The sequence below is a fragment of the Agrobacterium sp. CFBP 3001 genome (assembly GCF_027871605.1).
GTDB lineage: Bacteria > Pseudomonadota > Alphaproteobacteria > Rhizobiales > Rhizobiaceae > Agrobacterium > Agrobacterium leguminum.
This window is the reverse complement of the sequence record NZ_JAQAHD010000004.1, coordinates 187933-204691: the sequence shown is the minus strand read 5'-3', so window position 1 is coordinate 204691 and position 16759 is coordinate 187933. Positions and strand designations below refer to the sequence as shown.

Genomic DNA, 16759 nt, shown 5'->3' with positions numbered 1-16759 from the left:
GGACCGATTTTTTCACGCCCATCCGGGCCGGCATGCAAAGACTTTCAGTTTAAAAGGACGATGGGGACCTCCCTTCCCCAGCCATCCCCGATTGACCTATCCCGCCGTGACTGGCGGCAGCTTGAACAGCGCTTCCGGATTTTCCACCAGCGCGCGATGCCGCGCCGCTTCATCCGGCAGCCAGCCGAGTATGAGTTCCGCAAGGCGGGCATCGTCGGGATAGGCCGCCGTCTCGCGGATGGAATTATGCGGCCAGTTGGTGCCCCAGACGATGCGCTCCGGCGCATGGGCGGCGATGACGCGCGAAAAGGCGGCGACGTCCTCATAGGGCCAGCTCTCACGCGAACTTTCGTAGACGCCGGCGAACTTGAACCAGAGATTGCCGCGGTCGATGAGTTTCAGAAGGGCCGCCATTTCCGGGCCATCGGTTCTGATGCCCTTGAAGAACTTGCCGTGGTGATCGAACACCCAGCGCGAGCGGATGTTCTGAAGGCGCGGCAGGTGATCGAGCAGCGTATTGCCGTCGAATTGCACCGCCACCATCCAGTCGGCCGCATGGGCGCGCTCGTCCACGGCTTCCAGCTCGGACAGGTTTACCGCACCACCCGGCAAATCCATGATACGCGCACCGACGGCCCCTGCGGCGGCAAGCTTTTCCATGTCCTTTTCGGTCGTTCCCGCATCGATGATGACCACCGCGCGGGCCGCCTCGCCCATTTCCGCGACACAGGCGAGTGTGTTGCCGTTATCGCGCTGATGGGCGTTGCCCTGGGTGATGATGACCCGGTCGATGCCGAGCCATTGCATGAGGCTGCGATAATCCTCCGGTCCAGGCAGAGCGCCCGGCGGCAGGCCCGGTCCACCCGGCAGGGCGGGATAGTGGGGCAGATAGAGATGCATCTGCGTATCGACGGCGCCTTTCGGGAAAGCGGGCCGGGGCGCTGTGCCGCTCAGTTTTCTGACAAGTTCGCTCACGGGTCTGGCATCCTGAATTCAAGCAATGCGTCGCGGTTGATCTCTATTCCGAGGCCGGGGCCGTTCGGGATCGTGACAACGCCGTTTACCGCCTCTATCGGCTTGCGCAGCACGGCCTGCCGGAACGGATTATAGGTGCGGTCGAATTCCATGATCGGCTCGATGGGATTGACCCGCACCGGATCGGGCGTCATCGCCGCCATGAATTGCAGGGCGGCGGCAATCTGTACGCCGGTGCCCCAGACATGCGGCACGATGCGCACGCCGTGCAGCGTGGCGAGCGCCGCGATCTTCTGCGTTTCGGAAAAACCACCGCAGCCGCAGAGATCGGGCTGGAGAATATCCACGGCGCCGGCGAAAAGCGCCTGCCACATGCCATAACGCCCGTGCCAGGTCTCGCCGCCCGCAACCGGGATCGGCTGGCCGGCCCGCACCCGGGCATAGGCATCGAGCTGCTCGGGAACCACCGGCTCCTCGAACCAGTCGATACCATACTCGGCGGCGCGGTTGCCGAGCGCGATGGCCTCGGTGACGGTGTAGCCGTGATTGGCGTCAATCATCAGCCGCATATCCGGCCCAATCGCCTCGCGCACGGCGGCGATGACGCGGAGGTCTTCCTCTATGCCGAAGCCGATCTTGATCTTGCAGGCATGAAAGCCGTCCGCCCGACGCTCCGCCATCTCGGAGGCATTGTCGGAAACGCGGTCGACGCCATCGCGCTTGAAGCTGCCGGTGGCATAGGCCCGCACGCTTTCGCGCCAGCGCCCGCCGAGCAGCATCGAGATGGAAGCGCCATAATGCTTGCCCTTGATGTCCCACAGCGCGATATCGATGCCGGACAGGGCCGTGAGGCTGAGGCCGCGCTGGCCCTGATCGCGCAGGGCATTATAAAGCACGGCCCAGATCTTCTCGGTCTCACGCGGGTCCTGGCCGATGAGCCAGCCGGAATAGGCCTGAACCACGGCGGCGTTGGGCCGCGCCGGGCCGAGGCATTCGCCCCAGCCGACGGTTCCGTCGTCGCATTCGATTTCCACCAGAATATGGGCGCGGCGGTCAAAACGCATGGATGCGCTTTCGAACGGCGTGTCCAGCCGGTGTTCGAGCAGATGCGTGCGCACCGCTGTGATCTTCATGGCTCCCCTCCCGCTTGTCTCGATCAGGCCTCCAAATCAGGCTTTGCGCTTATGCGTGCCGATCAAGGCGTCGAGCATGCCGATTTCCTCATTGGTCAGGTCCTTCAGCGGCGCACGCACCGGACCGGCGTTGAAGCCTTGCAGGCGCACGCCGGCCTTGACGGCGGAGACGGCATAACCCTTGGCGCGGTTGCGGATCGCCATGAACGGATAGAAGAATTCCGTCAGGATACGCTCGCAGGTGGCGCGTTCGCCGGCGCGCAGCGCGGCGTAGAATTCATTGGCAAGGCCCGGCACGAAGTTGAAGACAGCCGAGGAATAGGTGGTGAAACCGGCGCCGAGATAGGCTTCGGCAAACAGTTCCGCCGTCGGCATGCCGCCGAGATACATCAGGCGATCACCCATCTTTGCGGTGATCTGGCGAACGAGACCGATATCGCCGGTGCCGTCCTTGAAGCCGACGAGGTTCGGGCATTCGTCGCAGAGACGCGCCAGCGTATCCGCCTGCAGCACGGAATTGTCGCGGTTGTAAACCATGACGCCGATACCGACCGACTGACACACCTTCTTGATATGGGCGTAAAGGCCTTCCTGCGGCGCATCGATGAGATAATGCGGCAGAAGCAGGATGCCGTCCGCGCCGACCTTTTCGACCGAGCGGGCGATATCAACGGCAATCTCGGTGCCGTAACCGCAGCCGGAAACGATGGCGGTTTCACCGGCCACATCCTTGGCGGCGGAAACGATGGTCGGAATTTCGTCCGGCTTCAGCGAGAAGAACTCACCCGTGCCGCCGGCGGCAAACAGCACCGGCGCTTTATAACCGGCAAGCCATTCGACATGCGCCCTGTAGCTATCGGCCGCAAAACGACCATCGGCATCGAAATGGGTGACCGGGAAAGACAAGAGGCCGGAGCCGAGCGCCGCCTTGATTTGTTCAGGGTTCATGTTTGGTATTCCTTTGCAAATTCATTGACTGGAAGCCACCTAACCCGGTTGCCGCATGCTTGTCAACAATTCATCATACATGTTGTATGATGAATTGTTGAAATCTGTAACAGATCAGCGCGCCAGCCAGCCGCCGTCGACATTGAGAATGGCGCCATGCACATAATCCGCCGCCGGCGAGGCAAGGAAAACCGCCGCCCCGGCTATATCGTCTGAATGGCCCCAGCGGCCGGCCGGAATACGTTCGAGAATGGCCTTGTTACGGGCCGCATCCGCGCGTAGCGCCTCGGTATTGTTGGTTTCGATGTAGCCGGGCGCAATCGCATTCACATTGATGCCCTTTGCCGCCCACTCATTCGCCAGAAGCTTGGTGAGGCCCGCGACGCCATGTTTCGCCGCCGTATAGGACGGCACGCGAATGCCGCCCTGAAAGGAGAGGAGCGAAGCGATATTGACCACCTTGCCGGACCTGCCTTTCGCCAGCAACTCTTTCGCAAAAGCCTGGGTAGTGAAAAACAGCGCCTTGAGATTGACGTCCATCACCTCGTCCCAGTCGAGTTCGGAAAACTCGACGGAATCGGCACGGCGGATAATGCCGGCATTGTTGACGAGAATATCGAAACCGGCTCCGGCAAAACTGTCCTTCGCCGCCAGCGGATCGGCAAAATCGATAGACAATGCGCTGGCCTTGCCGCCGTCCCTGGCGATCATCTCCAGCGTTTCATCCGGCGCGCGGCGGGCGGCGCAGACCACCTCCGCCCCGGCAGCAGCGAGCCCCACCGCAATTGCCTGGCCAAGCCCCGTATTCGCGCCGGTGACGAGCGCTTTACGCCCCTGAAGCGAAAAGGGATTCTTCATTTCAGATCCCCCGGCTGGATAAAGTCCATGTCGGTGTAATCGACATTGTCTCCCGCCATGGCCCAGATGAAGGTGTAAGAACCGATGCCGGCGCCGGAATGGATGGACCAGGGCGGAGAAATCGCACCCTCTTCATTCGAAATGAACAGATGCCGGGTTTCCTGCGGCTCACCCATCAGATGCAGCACGCGCGACTTCTCATCCATGCCGAAATAGAGATAGGCCTCCATGCGGCGATCGTGAATGTGGGAAGGAATGGTGTTCCAGACCGAGCCGTCCTCCAGCGTCGTATACCCCAGCACCAGCTGGCAGCTTTCCATGACCAGCGGATGGATGAACTGGTTGATGGTGCGCTTGTTGGAGGTTTCGGTCGCGCCGAGCTTGACCTCCTTGCTATTGGCCAGTGTCACGAGCTTCGCCGGCAGGCTGCGATGCGCCGGGCAGGAGGTGATGTAGAATCGCCCTGCCCCGTCAAAGGTCACCGCACCGCTGCCTGCGCCGAGATAAAGCACATCGCCGCGATTGAGGGTATAGGTCTCGCCGCCGGCGCTGACCGTGCCGGTCTCGCCCACATTGACGATGCCCATCTCGCGCCGGTCGAGGAAGGACGGCGTTTTGGTCTCTTCCACCTTGTCCAGCGTCAGCGGCGCACCGTTCGGCACCGCGCCGCCCATCACGAAGCGGTCATAATGGGTGTAGATCAGCCTGATTTCGCCGGAACGAAACATGTCGTTGGCGAGGAAATGCCGGCGGAGCCCTTCGGTATCCAGCGTTTTTGCATATTCCGGGTTCACGGCCTGCCTTGTTTCGACGGTCAGCATCAAACTCATCCTTCATGATTGTTGCGTATGGCACATAATATATGTTATCCGCTTTTTGTACGATCTGTATGACAAGGTCAAGAGGCATAGGCATATCTCGACCACGCCAGGGACGTGCAACGCTGAGGGAGAATGGCAATGAAACGGCTTCTTGTTACCGGTGCTGCGGGCCAGCTTGGCCGCGTTATGCGCAAACGCCTTGCATCGATGGCCGAGACCATTCGCCTTGCCGATCTCGCCCCGCTCGATCCGGCAGGCCCGAACGAGGAATGCATGCAATGCGACCTTGCGGATGCAGACGCCGTGGATGCCATGGTTGCCGGTTGCGACGGCATCGTTCACCTCGGCGGCATATCGGTGGAGAAGCCTTTCGAACAAATCCTTCAGGGCAACATCATCGGGCTTTATAATCTCTACGAGGCCGCCCGCGCCCACGGCCAGCCGCGAATTATTTTCGCCAGTTCCAACCATACGATCGGCTATTATCCCCAGACCGAACGGCTTGGTCCCGACGTTCCCTTCCGCCCGGATGGCCTCTACGGCGTTTCCAAATGTTTCGGCGAAAACCTCGCCCGCCTGTATTTTGAGAAATTCGGACAGGAGACGGCGCTTGTGCGCATCGGCTCCTGCACGCCGGAACCCAACAATTACCGCATGCTGTCCACATGGTTTTCGCATGACGATTTCGTGTCGCTGATCGAAGCGGCGTTCCGCGCACCCGTTCTCGGCTGCCCGGTCGTCTGGGGGGCCTCCGCCAACGATGCAAGCTGGTGGGACAATTCGCATCTCGGCTTTCTGGGATGGAAGCCGAAGGACAATGCCGAGGCCTTCCGGGAGCACATCGCCCGGACAGTTCCCAAACCGGACCGGAGCGACGCGGTAATCCGCTTTCAGGGTGGCGTGTTTGTCGACAACCCGATCTTCAAGGAGACGTGAAATGTCGCACGGACCTTTCCCGCGAAAAAGGCGGGATTGCATGCCAGGCCGCGAATGACGTATCGAGGAACGGTGCACGCAACCGACATTTTTTAGAACGGCGACCAAGATGACAAAAGCGACAAGCTTCGAACCGGCAGCCCCCCAAGGCAGAACGCTTGTGGTGAAGGTTTCGGAGGAACTCCGCGGCCAGATCGCCAAGGGTCGTTACAAGACAGGCGAGCGCCTGCCCTCCGAAGCGCAGATGACGCAGGAATTCGGCGTCAGCCGTACCGTGGTGCGGGAGGCAATCGCCTCGCTGCGATCCGACGGTCTGGTCGAGCCGCGTCAGGGCGCTGGTGTTTTCGTACTGGAACCCGCACCCACTGAGCGGCGCCCCTTCCACAATGTCGATCTTGCGCGCGTCTCGTCGCTGATCGAAATGCTGGAATTGCGCACCGCCGTGGAAGGTGACGCCGCCGGTCTCGCCGCCATTCGCCGCTCGCCGGCGCAGGAGGAAAAGATCATCGAGGCCTTCGATGCCTTCCGCGCCAGCGCCACCAGGGGCGTGCCGACAGCAGAGGCCGATTTCGCATTCCATCTCGCCATTGCCGAAGCGACCAACAATCCCCGCTTCAGCGAGTTTCTGCAGGTGCTCGGCCCCACCCTCATTCCGCGCCGCGCGGTGGCCGAAAACGGCACGGAAACCGTGCTTTCGCCCGCCGATCTCGCCCGGCTCGTCGGTGAACACGAAGCGATCCTGATCGCGATACAGGACGGCGACGAGGAGGCGGCGCGCAGCGCCATGCGCAGCCACCTGAAAAGCAGCCAGACGCGTTATCGCTCCATGCTGCGCGCGCCGCGCTGAGACTACCTGTTTAAACCGCATTGCATGACTGAGGAGAACGATATGCAGCAGCTTCCGACCTTCCCCACCGTTTCCCCCGACGATGGCGTGGAGCGCACAGTGCTTTCCGAAGCGCCGGAACTGATGGTGGTATCCTTCCGCTTCAATACCGGCGCCGAAGGCAGGCTGCACAGCCATCCGCATGTGCAATCCACCTACGTCGCCAGCGGCAGCTTCCGCTTTTACCGCGACGGAGAAGCCTACGACCTTCAGAAGGGCGATAGCCTCGTCATTCCCGGCCATATCGAGCACGGCTGCCTGTGTCTGGAAGAGGGCGAGCTGATCGACTGCTTTACCCCGCGCCGCGACGATTTCCTCTGATCCGGCGCTCAGTCCGCCGATAAATCCCGCAGGCTGCGCGGCAGGCTGTTCATGCATTCCGCGCCGGAGGGGGTGACGAGGAACTGGTCCTCGATCATCAGCGCGCCCAGCCCTTCGCCATAAAACGGCGCTTCGAGCGCCACGACCATGCCGGGAAGAATGATTTCCGGATTGTCATGGGAAAAGAACGGCCATTCCTCAATGCCCACGCCACTGCCGACGGAATGGCCGAAATGGCCGCGATAATATTCGCTGAAACCTTGCCTGCGCATCGAGGCCAGCATGGCGGCGTGCACAGCACCGAATGTATTGCCGGGACGAATCGCTTCCAGCCCGCTGGCAAAGGCCGCTTCCAGGGCGCTGAAAACATCGGCGGCCAGCGGCGAGACCGGCCCCCACGAAAAACTCCGCGCGCCATCCGATGAATAACCGTCGACCAGCGTGCCGACATCGGCCTTGATGAGCGCACCCGGCGTAACAACCGCCGCCATATCCGACAAAGCGGGTCCGACGGATATGTAATCCCAATGGCCGCTCAGCGAAAACCCGGATTTCGCGGCATGGGCCTGTGCGCCGGCCTTCCAGGCGGCGGAAAGCCCGCCGAGCGCCGCGCCGGGTCTCACGGCAGCAGTCATCGCGACCAGCCCGGCCTCCGCAGCAGTCGCCGCACGCCTCAGAAGCTCGATCTCACGCTCGGATTTCACGGCGCGCAGACGGCGCAGCACGGCCGATCCGTCGACCCAGTCGACATCGGGCAGCGCCTGACGCAGCGCCAGAAAATCGGCGGCGGGCATGAATTCGAGGTCTGCGCCAATGCGCGCCGCCGACAGCCCGCGCTCCCGCAGCAGGTCAGCCAGAAGGACGAAACAGGCGGCGCGGTCGAATGTTTCCGGCCTAGGGCCACCGGAATTGTTGCGGCGATAGGCGTCGTCCACCTGCGCGATGGTTTCGGCGCCCGACAGATCGACCAAATCGATCCAGATGCGATGGCAGCGCAGATCGACATCCGGCGCGGCCCTTCTGACAAGCGGGGCGGCATGATCGCTGACGATGGCCGCAAGCCGCGCATCGGCATCGGCCGGCACCAGCGCAATTGCCGAACCCGCCCTGCCCCACATGGTCGCGACACCGGCATGGGCGCCGACCGCATAACGGAAGGCTTCTGGTTGGAACAGCACCAGCGCCTCGATATCCGCTTCCCGCATCAGCTGCTGGGCACGGCTTCGGTCGATATCGCTCATGGGAACCCCGGTAGATCATTTGCCTGCAATGCCAGGCCGCACGGTTTATGAACCTACGCTTTAGCAGTCGCCGGGAGAGGAATGAAGGTAGAAGATGATGTCTCCATCCTGAGATTCGTCAGTTGGAGCAAGCGGATGCCCCTTGTTTCTTCTCCCCGCCGGGGAGAAGTCCGCGGCAGCGGGATGAGGGGGCAAGGATAGAGATAAACCGAGAGCTTGCCCCCTCATCCGACCCTTCGGGCCACCTTCTCCCCGGCGGGGAGAAGAAATATGCCGCAACGCCTTGCCCTATCCGAATGAGCGGCGGATAAATCCGCCGTCTCATTGTCTTTCACGCCTCCAGCCACTTCACCTGCTCGGGCGTCAGCCTGATATCCAGCGCCGAAAGACTGTCTTCCAGCTCCGCAATCGTGCGCGGCCCGATCAGCGGAATGACCGGGAAAGGCTGGGCGATGACATAAGCGAGCGCAATATGGATCGGGTGGCGCCCGAGTTTCTGCGCAAGCTCGATCGCCCGGTCGCGGCGGACGAAGTTGCGGTCGGAATACCAGACGCGGACGATTTCTTCATCGTCATGCTTGTCGCGCCCTGCCCTGTCCGTGAAAAATCCGCGCCCCTGGCTGGACCAGGCGAAATTGGGAATCTGGCGCGATTTCAGCCATTGCTTCCACTCATCGTCTGATGCAGCAACGCAGCCCGCCCAGATGGGATCGAGCATTTCCGCCAGCGAGAAATTGTTGGAGAGCGCGGCCGGAGCCTGCTTGCCATTCTTCGCAGCATAGGCGGCCGCCTCATCCATGCGCTCGCGCGTCCAGTTGGAGCCGCCGAAAATGCCGCGAATGCGTCCGCGCCGGACTTCGGCATCCATGGCATCGACGAACTCGCCGACCGGAACCTCCAGATTATCGCGATGCATGAAATAAACATCGACGTAATCCGTCTTCAGCCGTTCCAGCGACTGGTCGAGCTGCCTGGCGATCATGTCAGGATAGCAAAGCGGCGAATGCGCGCCCTTGCCGATCAACACGATCTCTTCGCGCGGCACTTTGCGGCTGGTGTGCCAGTCGCCGAAAATCGCCTCCGTTTTGCCGCCGCCATAGACATAGGCCGTATCGAAGAGATTGCCGCCCGCCTCGTAAAACGCATCGAGCGTCAGGGATGCAGAAGCGAAATTGGGGAAAAACTCGAAACCGAGCGCGACCACCGAAGCGGGCTTGGCAAGGCCCGGTATCTGCCGCTTCGGCACTGCGTTTCCGGCCACGACCTTGCCGCCGGCAATATTGGCAACGCGCGACGTTGCTTTTTCAATGCTGTATTCGAGCCCGACGGAAGCCCGCCATTGATCCATGACACGCAGATTGCCGAGACTGTCCGCCCAGGCCATGCCGGGTGCATCGAATTCCTTTTTTCCCTGCCGGATCGCCTCGCCGGCCGCGTCGACCTCGAAGGAATAAAGCCAGCGATCCTCCGGCAACTCGATGGTTTCCACCTTGTCGCCCCTGATGATATCGATCCGCCCGGTGCCGCCCTTGTGGCCGGCGGCGAACCAGAAATCCTTGACCTCGATGCGCCCTTCCGAGCCGATGATGCGCAGCACATTGTCCTGTGCCGCCATGATCGAGCACGAGACTTCGGCGACGATGCCGTTTGCGAATTTCAGCACCGCCGAGGCCCATTCATCGACGCCCGACTGGCCGAGATGGGCGACGCCCACCACCTTTTCCGGTTCGGCGAAGGGTTTGCCGTCCACGGCACCGGCGATCATCCGGACCATGGAAACCGGATAACCGCCGACATCGAGAATGCCGCCGCCCGCCGTTTCATTGGCGAACAGCCGGTGATCGGCCCGGAACGAGCCCATGTTGAAACCGAAGCTGGAGCGGATGATCCGGACATCGCCCACCGCCCGGGCTTTCACCAGTTCCAGCAATTTCGACGTCTGCGGGTGCAGGCGATACATATAGGCTTCGCCCGCGAAGACACCGGCCTTTTTCGCCTCGTGGAAAATGGCATCGGCATCATAGGCGGAAAGCGCGATGGGCTTTTCCACCAGCACGTTTTTACCCGCCCGGATTGCCTTGATCGCCCATTCGGCATGGCCGGTATGGGGTGTGGCGATATAGACGGCGTCGATATCGGGATCGGCAAGCAGCGCGTCGTAACCCTTGATAATGCGCGCACCGGAAAAAGCTTCGGCAAGGCCCGGCTTGTCCGGGTTGCGGGTGGCGATGGCCTCTAACCTGCCGGTGCGGGAATGGGCGATACCGTCAGCAAAAGTTCTGGCGATGGTGCCCGGGCCGATGATGCCCCAGCGGATCGGTTGTACGGTCGTCATGAAATCCTCGTCTTTCATATCAGTCTTGGGTGCTTGGGAAAGGGTTCAGCGCAGGCGTTCACCCTTGCTATCGAAAAGGAAAGCCCGGCGGGCGGAAAGGCCAACCGTCAGCCGGTCGCGATTGCCGACATCGCGCGATTCCGGCCGTTCGATGATCAGCTGCTCGCCGCCTTCGGTTCGGGCATAGACATAGCTGGTATTGCCAAGATGTTCGGCGACATCGACATGCACGGTGAGATCGGCATCGCCCCCGCCCGCATCGGCAAAATGCTCCGGCCGGATGCCAAGCGAGACCTTGGCCCCCTCGTTGACGCCTTCCTTTATCGGCAACGTCAGCCGCACCGCAGGATCGCTGTCGAGAGCGAGCGTGACGCTGTCGGCGCCGCTACCGATGATGGTGGCGTCGAGGAAATTCATCTTCGGCGACCCAACGAAACCGGCAACGAAGCGGTTGGCGGGATCATCGTAGAGATCGAGCGGCGCGCCGACCTGCTCGATATTGCCCGCCCGCAGCACAACGATCTTGTCGGCCAGCGTCATCGCCTCGGTCTGGTCATGCGTCACATAGATCATCGTGGTGCCGAGCTGCTTGTGCAGGCGCGAGATTTCCACGCGCATCTGCACCCGCAATTCGGCATCGAGGTTGGACAATGGCTCATCGAACAGGAAGACCTGCGGTTCGCGCACGATGGCGCGGCCGATGGCGACGCGCTGGCGCTGGCCGCCGGAAAGCTGCTTCGGCCGGCGCTGCATCAACTCGTTGATCTGCAGGATTTCGGCGGCGCGGTTGACCCGCTTTTGCGTATCGGCCTTCGGGTTGCCGTTCATCCGGAGGCCGAAGGAGAGGTTTTCGGCAACCGTCATATGCGGATAAAGCGCATAGGACTGGAACACCATGGCAATGCCGCGATCGGCCGGGTCGGCATCACTCACCGTCCTGCCGCCGATCACGATATCCCCACCGGAAATATCCTCCAGCCCGGCGATCATGCGGAGAAGCGTGGATTTGCCGCATCCGGAGGGGCCGACGAAAACGACAAATTCCCCGTCCTTTACCTCCAGATTTGCGCCATGGATCACTTCCAGCGCGCCATAACGCTTGACCACGTTGTTGAGCGAAAGTTCCGCCATGCGGCCCCCTTACTTGACTGCCCCGGCGGAAATGCCGGCGATGAAGTGACGCTGCAACGCCACGAAAACCACGAGAATGGGTGCGGTGAGCAGCACCGCGCCGGCCATGATGCCGCCCCATGACACTTTGGTCAGCCCGATGAGGGTGCCAAGCGCCACGGGTGCGGTCATCATTCCTGGGCGGGAATTGATGAGAAGCGGCCAGAGGTAATTGTTCCACGAGGCCAGGAAGAGAATGATCGACAGCGCCGCCATGGTGGGCCGCGCCAGCGGCAAAGCGATGAGGAGGAATATCTGCCATTCCTTCACGCCTTCCACCCGTGCCGCGTCGAAAAGTTCCGTCGGCATCATCGAGAAGGATTGCCGCATGAACAGCACGCCGAGCGAGTTGAACAGCGGCGGCACGATCAGCGCCACCCAGGTGTTGGCAAGCTTGAATTCCCGCGCCACCATGATGAATTGCGGAATGACGACAACGGCGAAAGGCAAAGTGATGGTGCCGAGAATGATGGCGATCACCACCCCGCGTCCGGCAAAACGGTAACGCGCCAGCGCCCAGCCGGCCATCGACGTCAGGAACACCGAAAGCACGGTGTAAATGACGGCGACGGTGATCGAGATGAACATGGCCCTGAGGAAATTGGTGTCCGCCTGCAGGTTGTTGAAATTCTCGACGAAGTTGGTGGACGGCATCAGCACGATATCCGGGCTGAAAATGCCGTAATCCGGCATGGTCGAAAACACGAACATCATCCACAGCGGAAACAGCCAGATGATGGCAAGCGGCGTCAGCGCCGCATGCAGCGCGATCTTCTGCCAGAAAAGCGATCTCGATTTCGATCTCATTTCGGCTCCCTCCCGACCCAGAGATTGAGGAGTGAAATGGCGATGGCGAGCGCCGCCATGGTGTAGGCAATGGCCGAGGCGTAGCCGAAATTGAGCGAAGTGAAGCCCTGCCGATAAAGGAACAGCCCCAGCGTCTCCGTGCCGCCGCCCGGCCCGCCCCTGTTGGTGATGAGGAAGGGTTCGGCAAACAGCTGCATGGTGCCGATGACCGACAGGACAACGCAGAACAGGATGATGGGCTTGAGGAGCGGCAGCGTGATATGAAAAAACTGCTGGCGCTTGCTCACCTTGTCCAGCGTCGCCGCCTCATAGACATCGCCGGGGATCGATTGCAGCCCGGCCAGAATTATGATGGCGTTATATCCCGCCCAGCGCCAGGTAACCGCGATGATGACCAGTGCCATGGCCGCACTGGCATTGTCGAACCACGAGATGGACGAAAGGCCGACTGAGGTGATGAGCTTGTTGATGATGCCGAAATCGGCGCTGAACATCAGCCGGAAGACGGCCGCATAGGCCACCTCGCCAACGACGACGGGTGCGAAGAAGGCAAAACGATAAAGCGGCCGCGCTTTCAGGAGCGGCGAGTTCAGCAGCACCGCCATGACGGTGGCGAGCGCGATCATCACCGGCACCTGAATGACCAGAATGATCAGCGTATTATAGAGCGCATTATAAAAGGCCGGATCGGAAACCAGCCGCCCCCAGTTCATGGAAGGCGCGAACCGCCACGGATTGATCCGCGTGTTCTGGAACGACAGCATGAACGAGCTGATGATCGGCCAGACCCAGAAGGTGGCGAAAATCAGGAGATAGGGCGCAAGAAACGCATAAGCGATCCTGTTCCTGGACGGCATGACGACCTCCATATGCCGGACGATGGCCGGATAAATGGAAAAGCTTCAGAAAGGCCCGCCCTGTTTTTCAGGGAAAACGCCATCGCAAAACGGTGCCGCATATTTCTTCTCCCCAAGGGGGAGAAGGTGGCCCGAAGGGTCGGATGAGGGGGCTGGCTCTCCGGATATCACTAACGTCGCCCCCTCATCCCGCTGCCGCGGACTTCTCCCCCTCGGGGAGAAGAAATTTGTGGCACCCGCCCGGTCCTGGCCACCGGCTTACTGCCCGACGGGGAGCCCCGTCGCCGTTTCGATCTGCTTGGCCGCATCATCGAGCGCCGCTTTCGCATCGGGATAACCGCCGGCGAAATATTTCGTCTGCGTCGCCTTGTAGATCGCATCCGCATCCGACTGGAACGCCGTGCCGCGGCTCGGCACGATCTTCGGCAGGGTGGCGAGAATATCGGTCCACACCGCCTGTCCGCCCCAATAGGGCTGCTTTTCCTTGACGAAAGGATCGTCGATGGCGGACAGCAGTGAGGGAACGAGGCCGAAGGATTTCAGCATCGTCACCTGACCTTCATTGGTGGTGAGCGCGTAATCGATATATTTCCACGCGGCCTCCTTGTGTTCCGAGGTCGAGCTGATCGCCAGCGACGAACCGCCGAGATTGGCGGCGTGCGGGCCATCCGACGTCAGGCTCGGCATCAGATAGACGCCCCATCTGCCGGAAAGATCAGGAGAGCCGGAACGAACCGTGCCCTCATACCAGGCGCCATACATCTGGCTGGCGGCCTTGCCGGCCGTATTGGCCTGGATTTTCTCATCCCAGATCGCCGCCGTGATGATGCCGGCGTCTTTCATTTCCTTGACCTTTTCAAGGGTCGCGACACAGGCAGGCTGGTTGATGGTGATGTTCTGGCCATCGGTCGAAAAGTAACCGCATCCCTGCTCATTGGCGATCATGCGAAACCATTCGCTATCGCCATTGAAATCGGCCTGCGCCATAACGGTGCCGGGATTGGCGGCCATGACCTTCTTGCCGGCGGCGATGAAATCATCCCAGCTTTTGATGGTGGCCGGATCGACGCCTGCCTTCTCATAGAAGTCGCGGCGATAAAATACCGCCACCGGACCGGAATCCCACGGCACCGCATAGGCGACACCGTCAACCTCCAGTTCCGTGCGCTTGAAATCAGGGAAAAGCGCCTGTTTCTCAGGCGTATAGCCAAGCTCGGTCAGATTGGCGAAACAATCGGGAAAACGACTCCAGAACAGTTCCGCTTCGAAATTTTCAATGGTGACGATATCAGGAAGACCATCACCCCCGGCTGCGCAGGCAGCCAGCGTCTTGTCAAAAACCTGATTGTTTCCAAGGTCTTCAACGACGATCTTGATATCCGGATTCTGCTTGTTGAAGCCCTCTACCGTGGATTTCAGCGCGGAAGCCGCGACATTCCAGCTCCAGATGGTAACGGTCTCGGTTTGCGCGAAAGCCGGGGCTGCGAGAAGCAGCATGGCCGTAGACGCGCCAAGAAATTTCAAGCACATTGAAAACCTCCCTTTTTCAATTGCCGTTCTTCAGCGAACATGGGCACATTAGCGGGGACAGGAAATCTGTCTCGTAAAAAGGGAACATCGATTTGGCGGAAAGTAAGATTGCCGAAAGAGCCTTCTACCAGCCGGGTGCGAGCAGCATCGAAGGCATGCCGACAACGCTTCAGCTTTTTCACAATCATCCGCCCATCATGCTCAGGCCCCACTGGCACGCGCAGGTGGAAGTGAATTATGTGATGTCGGGATCGGTGCATTACCGCATGGGCGACCATGACATGACGCTCAACGCCGGCCAGATGTGCATCTTCTGGGGCGGCCAGCCGCATCAGATGGACCACTCCTCCGACGATTCCTTTTATGCAGGCGCGCATCTGCCGCTGGTGCATTTCTTCCGCATGCGCCTGCCGGCCGCCGTCTCCAGCCAGTTGATGGGCGGTGCGACGATGGTGAGTGCCGAGACGGACAGGGCTGATGCGGAAAATTTCGGCCGCTGGTTCCGCTACGTCACCTCGGGCGATCCGGCAAAAGCCCAGCACGCGGTCGAGGAACTGCTGCTGCGGGTCGAGCGGATGTTTCTGGAGCCCTACTCCGTCATATCCTCGGCTCTCGATGGAAAACGCAGACAGGATGAGGAGGGCATGGCGCCGTCCATCGGCGTGGTGCGCATGTGCGACTTCATCGCCGCCAATTTTCTCGACGATATCGACGCGACGGAAATTGCCCGCGCCGCCTCGCTGCACCCGAAATATGCGATGAACCTGTTCCGCAAATCCACCGGCATGACGCTGATCAAATATCTGACCCTGCTCCGGCTCTCCCGCGCGCAGGCGATGCTGATGACCGGCAAGGACAATATCCTGCAGATCGCCATGGAAAGCGGCTTCGGCTCGGTCAGCGCCTTCAACAAGGCGTTTCGCCAGATTGCCGGCATGTCTCCATCCGATTTTCGTCGCGACATGCGGGCCGCGGCGGCTTAGTCTTCATTATCGGCGAAAGCGGCGCTGCGCTGCCGCGCCGCCTGCCGATAGGCCCTTGGTGAACTGCCCAGCATTCGCCGAAACATGGTGGTGAAAGCCGGGATGTTTTCATAACCGGCATCCAGCGCCACATTCGTCACCGCCTCGCCGGCTGCCAGCCTCGGCAGGGAGGCGAAGATACAGGCCTGCTGGCGCCAGGTGACGAAACTCAACCCCAATTCCTTGCGGAACAGCCGCGTAAACGAGCGGCGGCTGATGCCCATGGCCACCGCCCAGTCATCGATCTCCACCCGCGCCACCGGCTTTTTCAGGAAATCGCGGCACAGCGCCGCCAGCCGCTCGTTATCGGGAAAAGGCAATCCGAGCGGTCGGTCCGGCAGACGGTTGATCTCGTCCAGCAACAGCGCCCGCACCAGACCGCGCCGATGGAAGGCGGGTGGCTCATGCTCTTCGCCCAGCAATTCGGCAATCAGGCTGGAGGCGAGATCGGTGATTTCCACCACCCGCGGCACTTCGGCCTGAAACAGGTCGGGATGCACATAGATCGATTGCATTTCCACCGTCGATATGGTTTCCGACTCGTGTTCCAGGCCGGCGGGAATAATCAGCCCATGGCCGGGCGGTATCATCCAGCGACCATCGGCGGTGCTGACCAGAACCACGCCCCGGCGGGCATGCCAGATCTGCGCCCGCAGATGGCTGTGGACCGGTGCGCGATGTCCCTTGGCATAGGTGCGGGAAATCGCCAGCACCGGCTCGTTGGTGCCATCGATCAAATTCAGCATGTAGTTGTGGTCTTCGGCAGAAAAGGAGCCGAAGATCATGGAATTGTTTTTTGCCATTTGGCCCACTCACAAAGAAAATCGTCCAGAGCAAAGATGCAGGCCAGAAACAATATGAATAAAAGCGGGAAGAAATAAAGACATGTTTCCCGCCTTCCGCCGGGAACCGGAGAGGA

At 60.9% G+C, this 16759-nt stretch carries 16 protein-coding genes; 4 read left to right on the top strand and 12 right to left on the bottom strand.

The features are described 5' to 3' along the window. Positions 1–96: 96 nt before the first annotated feature. From PH605_RS07890 to kduI, 5 genes are all read right to left on the bottom strand, one after another. Positions 97–975 (bottom strand): amidohydrolase family protein, encoded by an 879-nt coding sequence (locus PH605_RS07890; RefSeq protein WP_065656165.1) that lies wholly within the window; start codon positions 973–975, stop codon positions 97–99. After that, complete coding sequence (locus tag PH605_RS07885; RefSeq protein WP_142844535.1) at positions 972–2108, bottom strand: D-galactarolactone cycloisomerase; 1137 nt, start codon at positions 2106–2108, stop codon at positions 972–974. The genes PH605_RS07890 and PH605_RS07885 overlap by 4 nt, the downstream gene beginning before the upstream one ends. A gap of 36 nt (positions 2109–2144) precedes the next feature. Then, the gene (gene kdgD, locus PH605_RS07880; RefSeq protein ID WP_078053631.1) at positions 2145–3056 is read right to left on the bottom strand and encodes a 5-dehydro-4-deoxyglucarate dehydratase; all 912 of its coding nucleotides are present in this window, start codon (positions 3054–3056) and stop codon (positions 2145–2147) included. 114 nt (positions 3057–3170) lie between these two features. Further along, entirely contained in the window at positions 3171–3914 is a 744-nt protein-coding gene (gene kduD, locus PH605_RS07875; RefSeq protein ID WP_078053632.1) for a 2-dehydro-3-deoxy-D-gluconate 5-dehydrogenase KduD, read from the bottom strand. Beyond that, positions 3911–4735 carry a 5-dehydro-4-deoxy-D-glucuronate isomerase gene (gene kduI / locus PH605_RS07870; RefSeq protein ID WP_065656169.1) on the bottom strand — a complete coding sequence of 275 codons (825 nt, stop codon included), beginning with the start codon at positions 4733–4735 and terminating at the stop codon, positions 3911–3913. The genes kduD and kduI overlap by 4 nt, the downstream gene beginning before the upstream one ends. A 138-nt stretch (positions 4736–4873) precedes the next feature. On the opposite strand from kduI, the gene PH605_RS07865 reads away from it, so the two are divergent. The 3 genes from PH605_RS07865 to PH605_RS07855 all read left to right on the top strand — a co-directional run bounded on the left by PH605_RS07865 (position 4874) and on the right by PH605_RS07855 (position 6878). Continuing rightward, a complete protein-coding gene (locus PH605_RS07865) occupies positions 4874–5671 on the top strand; it encodes an NAD-dependent epimerase/dehydratase family protein (protein WP_142844536.1) in 798 nt (265 codons plus the stop codon). 109 nt (positions 5672–5780) lie between these two features. Then, a complete protein-coding gene (locus tag PH605_RS07860; RefSeq protein ID WP_125146388.1) occupies positions 5781–6518 on the top strand; it encodes a FadR/GntR family transcriptional regulator in 738 nt (245 codons plus the stop codon). Positions 6519–6560: 42 nt separating this feature from the next. After that, positions 6561–6878: a cupin domain-containing protein gene (locus PH605_RS07855; protein WP_142844537.1), complete on the top strand. Its 318-nt coding sequence runs from the start codon at positions 6561–6563 to the stop codon at positions 6876–6878. Positions 6879–6886: 8 nt separating this feature from the next. Here PH605_RS07855 and PH605_RS07850 read toward each other — a convergent pair whose 3' ends face one another. The 6 genes from PH605_RS07850 to PH605_RS07825 form a co-directional block, all read right to left on the bottom strand. Further along, positions 6887–8119: a M24 family metallopeptidase gene (locus tag PH605_RS07850; RefSeq protein WP_142844538.1), complete on the bottom strand. Its 1233-nt coding sequence runs from the start codon at positions 8117–8119 to the stop codon at positions 6887–6889. A gap of 331 nt (positions 8120–8450) precedes the next feature. Continuing rightward, entirely contained in the window at positions 8451–10454 is a 2004-nt protein-coding gene (locus PH605_RS07845; protein WP_142844539.1) for an aldo/keto reductase, read from the bottom strand. A 45-nt stretch (positions 10455–10499) separates the two neighbouring features. Next, positions 10500–11585, bottom strand: coding sequence for an ABC transporter ATP-binding protein (locus tag PH605_RS07840; RefSeq protein ID WP_065656174.1), 1086 nt, complete (start codon positions 11583–11585; stop codon positions 10500–10502). Positions 11586–11594: 9 nt separating this feature from the next. Then, positions 11595–12431 (bottom strand): carbohydrate ABC transporter permease, encoded by an 837-nt coding sequence (locus PH605_RS07835; protein WP_142844540.1) that lies wholly within the window; start codon positions 12429–12431, stop codon positions 11595–11597. Beyond that, a complete protein-coding gene (locus PH605_RS07830; protein WP_142844541.1) occupies positions 12428–13288 on the bottom strand; it encodes a carbohydrate ABC transporter permease in 861 nt (286 codons plus the stop codon). Before PH605_RS07830 ends, PH605_RS07835 begins: the two co-directional genes overlap by 4 nt. Positions 13289–13546: 258 nt before the next feature. Beyond that, on the bottom strand, positions 13547–14818 hold the full coding sequence (locus PH605_RS07825; RefSeq protein WP_142844542.1) for an ABC transporter substrate-binding protein: 1272 nt from the start codon (positions 14816–14818) through the stop codon (positions 13547–13549). 86 nt (positions 14819–14904) lie between these two features. Here PH605_RS07825 and PH605_RS07820 point away from each other — a divergent pair, with 86 nt between their 5' ends. Next, complete coding sequence (locus PH605_RS07820; RefSeq protein ID WP_193559570.1) at positions 14905–15801, top strand: helix-turn-helix domain-containing protein; 897 nt, start codon at positions 14905–14907, stop codon at positions 15799–15801. On the opposite strand, the gene PH605_RS07815 is transcribed toward PH605_RS07820, so the two are convergent. Continuing rightward, positions 15798–16643: an AraC family transcriptional regulator gene (locus PH605_RS07815; protein WP_142844544.1), complete on the bottom strand. Its 846-nt coding sequence runs from the start codon at positions 16641–16643 to the stop codon at positions 15798–15800. The genes PH605_RS07820 and PH605_RS07815 overlap by 4 nt on opposite strands. Positions 16644–16759 lie beyond the last annotated feature (116 nt).

Bases quoted from the DNA above. Each gene is read 5' to 3' on its own strand.
- PH605_RS07840 (WP_065656174.1), bottom strand. From the start codon at position 11,585: ATGGCGGAACTTTCGCTCAACAACGTGGTCAAGCGTTATGGCGCGCTG.
- PH605_RS07855 (WP_142844537.1), top strand. From the start codon at position 6,561: ATGCAGCAGCTTCCGACCTTCCCCACCGTTTCCCCCGACGATGGCGTG.
- PH605_RS07850 (WP_142844538.1), bottom strand. From the start codon at position 8,119: ATGAGCGATATCGACCGAAGCCGTGCCCAGCAGCTGATGCGGGAAGCG.
- kduD (WP_078053632.1), bottom strand. From the start codon at position 3,914: ATGAAGAATCCCTTTTCGCTTCAGGGGCGTAAAGCGCTCGTCACCGGC.
- PH605_RS07815 (WP_142844544.1), bottom strand. From the start codon at position 16,643: ATGGCAAAAAACAATTCCATGATCTTCGGCTCCTTTTCTGCCGAAGAC.
- PH605_RS07835 (WP_142844540.1), bottom strand. From the start codon at position 12,431: ATGAGATCGAAATCGAGATCGCTTTTCTGGCAGAAGATCGCGCTGCAT.
- PH605_RS07830 (WP_142844541.1), bottom strand. From the start codon at position 13,288: ATGCCGTCCAGGAACAGGATCGCTTATGCGTTTCTTGCGCCCTATCTC.
- PH605_RS07860 (WP_125146388.1), top strand. From the start codon at position 5,781: ATGACAAAAGCGACAAGCTTCGAACCGGCAGCCCCCCAAGGCAGAACG.
- PH605_RS07885 (WP_142844535.1), bottom strand. From the start codon at position 2,108: ATGAAGATCACAGCGGTGCGCACGCATCTGCTCGAACACCGGCTGGAC.
- PH605_RS07845 (WP_142844539.1), bottom strand. From the start codon at position 10,454: ATGACGACCGTACAACCGATCCGCTGGGGCATCATCGGCCCGGGCACC.
- PH605_RS07825 (WP_142844542.1), bottom strand. From the start codon at position 14,818: ATGTGCTTGAAATTTCTTGGCGCGTCTACGGCCATGCTGCTTCTCGCA.
- kdgD (WP_078053631.1), bottom strand. From the start codon at position 3,056: ATGAACCCTGAACAAATCAAGGCGGCGCTCGGCTCCGGCCTCTTGTCT.
- kduI (WP_065656169.1), bottom strand. From the start codon at position 4,735: ATGCTGACCGTCGAAACAAGGCAGGCCGTGAACCCGGAATATGCAAAA.
- PH605_RS07865 (WP_142844536.1), top strand. From the start codon at position 4,874: ATGAAACGGCTTCTTGTTACCGGTGCTGCGGGCCAGCTTGGCCGCGTT.